1 protein-coding gene and 1 pseudogene are annotated in these 1119 nt (G+C 66.1%); both read right to left on the bottom strand.

What is annotated here, in order from left to right:
- Window positions 1-470 (bottom strand): annotated as a pseudogene (locus AWB67_RS38330) (NADH-quinone oxidoreductase subunit F); the annotation flags it as partial.
- A gap of 20 nt (window positions 471-490) precedes the next feature.
- Window positions 491-1119, bottom strand: a 629-nt coding sequence (locus AWB67_RS38325) for an FAD-binding protein (RefSeq protein ID WP_125477895.1), incomplete at its 5' end; no start/stop codon positions are given.

Here is a 1119-nt window from a genome sequence, read left to right as displayed (position 1 = left end):
ACTCGCAAGCCGACCCTCCGCTCGATCGCGGCAAACCATGGGTGTTCCTGCCACTGCTGCACCGCCTGGCGCATTACCGTGAGGGACCGCGGCTGATGCGGGTTGACGTACAGAACCACGTGGTTGGCGCGGGTAGCCACCACCGCGATAAGCGCGCCCTCGATCACCTGATGCGGCGTGTGCTCCAGGAGAAAGCGATCCTTGAATGTGCCGGGCTCGTCCTCGTTGCCGTTGCAGACGATGTACTTGTCGCCTTCAGGCGCGGCCGCGACCGGTGTCCATTTGCGATGTGTCGCAAACCCGGCGCCCCCCATCCCGCGCAGGTCCGCCGAGGCGATCTCGGCGATGATTGCCCCCGGGTCTTGCAGCGCCTTGGCAAGCCCCTCCCCGCCACCGCGCGCAAGCCAGGCATAAAGGTCTGCGCCGACGCGGATATCGTCCCGCAGAAGAACCTGATTCGGCTTCTCCATCGTCATGCTCCGTGAATCGCTCACCGGATGTCGCCGACCACGCACCCCCGCGCGCTCGAGCGCAAGCCGGCATCGACGCGCAGATCGAAATGGGCGTAGTCAGGAAAGAGGCGCGGTGCCTTGACGTCCAGGGGCAACCCGGAAAGCGTCAGCTCGCGCTGCCACGCGTGCACGTGGCCGATTCCGGCCCGGCTCGCCATGACCCGGCCTCCCGGTTCCGCTGCCTTTGCCCCGGCACGGCGCCCCATGCTCAGGATGTCGAGCAGCGCGTTTCCCATCAGCCGGTTGCGCCCGTGCAAGCCTCCCGTGACTTCACCGACGCAATACAGGCCGGGGACGCTCGTGGCACCATCCTTGTCGATCGCAACGCCGCCGTTCTGGTAGTGGAGCGTCGGATAGACGAGGAAAGGCTCCTGCGCCGCATCGTGTCCGCACTTGAGCGCGAGATGGCGCAGCGTGACGAGGCGCTTGGCGAGAATGCCGGGGCTCTCCATTTCGAGCGTTGGCGTGTCGAGGAATACGCCGATCTGACCTTCGCGTTGAATTCCACGCCCCTGCGCACATTCGCGCAGGATCGCCGAAGCCACGACGTCGCGGGCCTTGAGCTCGTCCACGAAGCGCTCACCCTCGCCGTTGATCAGCTTGGCAC

The organism is Caballeronia terrestris, assembly GCF_001544515.1.
In the GTDB taxonomy this organism is placed as follows: Bacteria; Pseudomonadota; Gammaproteobacteria; order Burkholderiales; family Burkholderiaceae; genus Caballeronia; species Caballeronia terrestris.
This window is presented reverse-complemented; position numbering and strand designations above follow the sequence as displayed.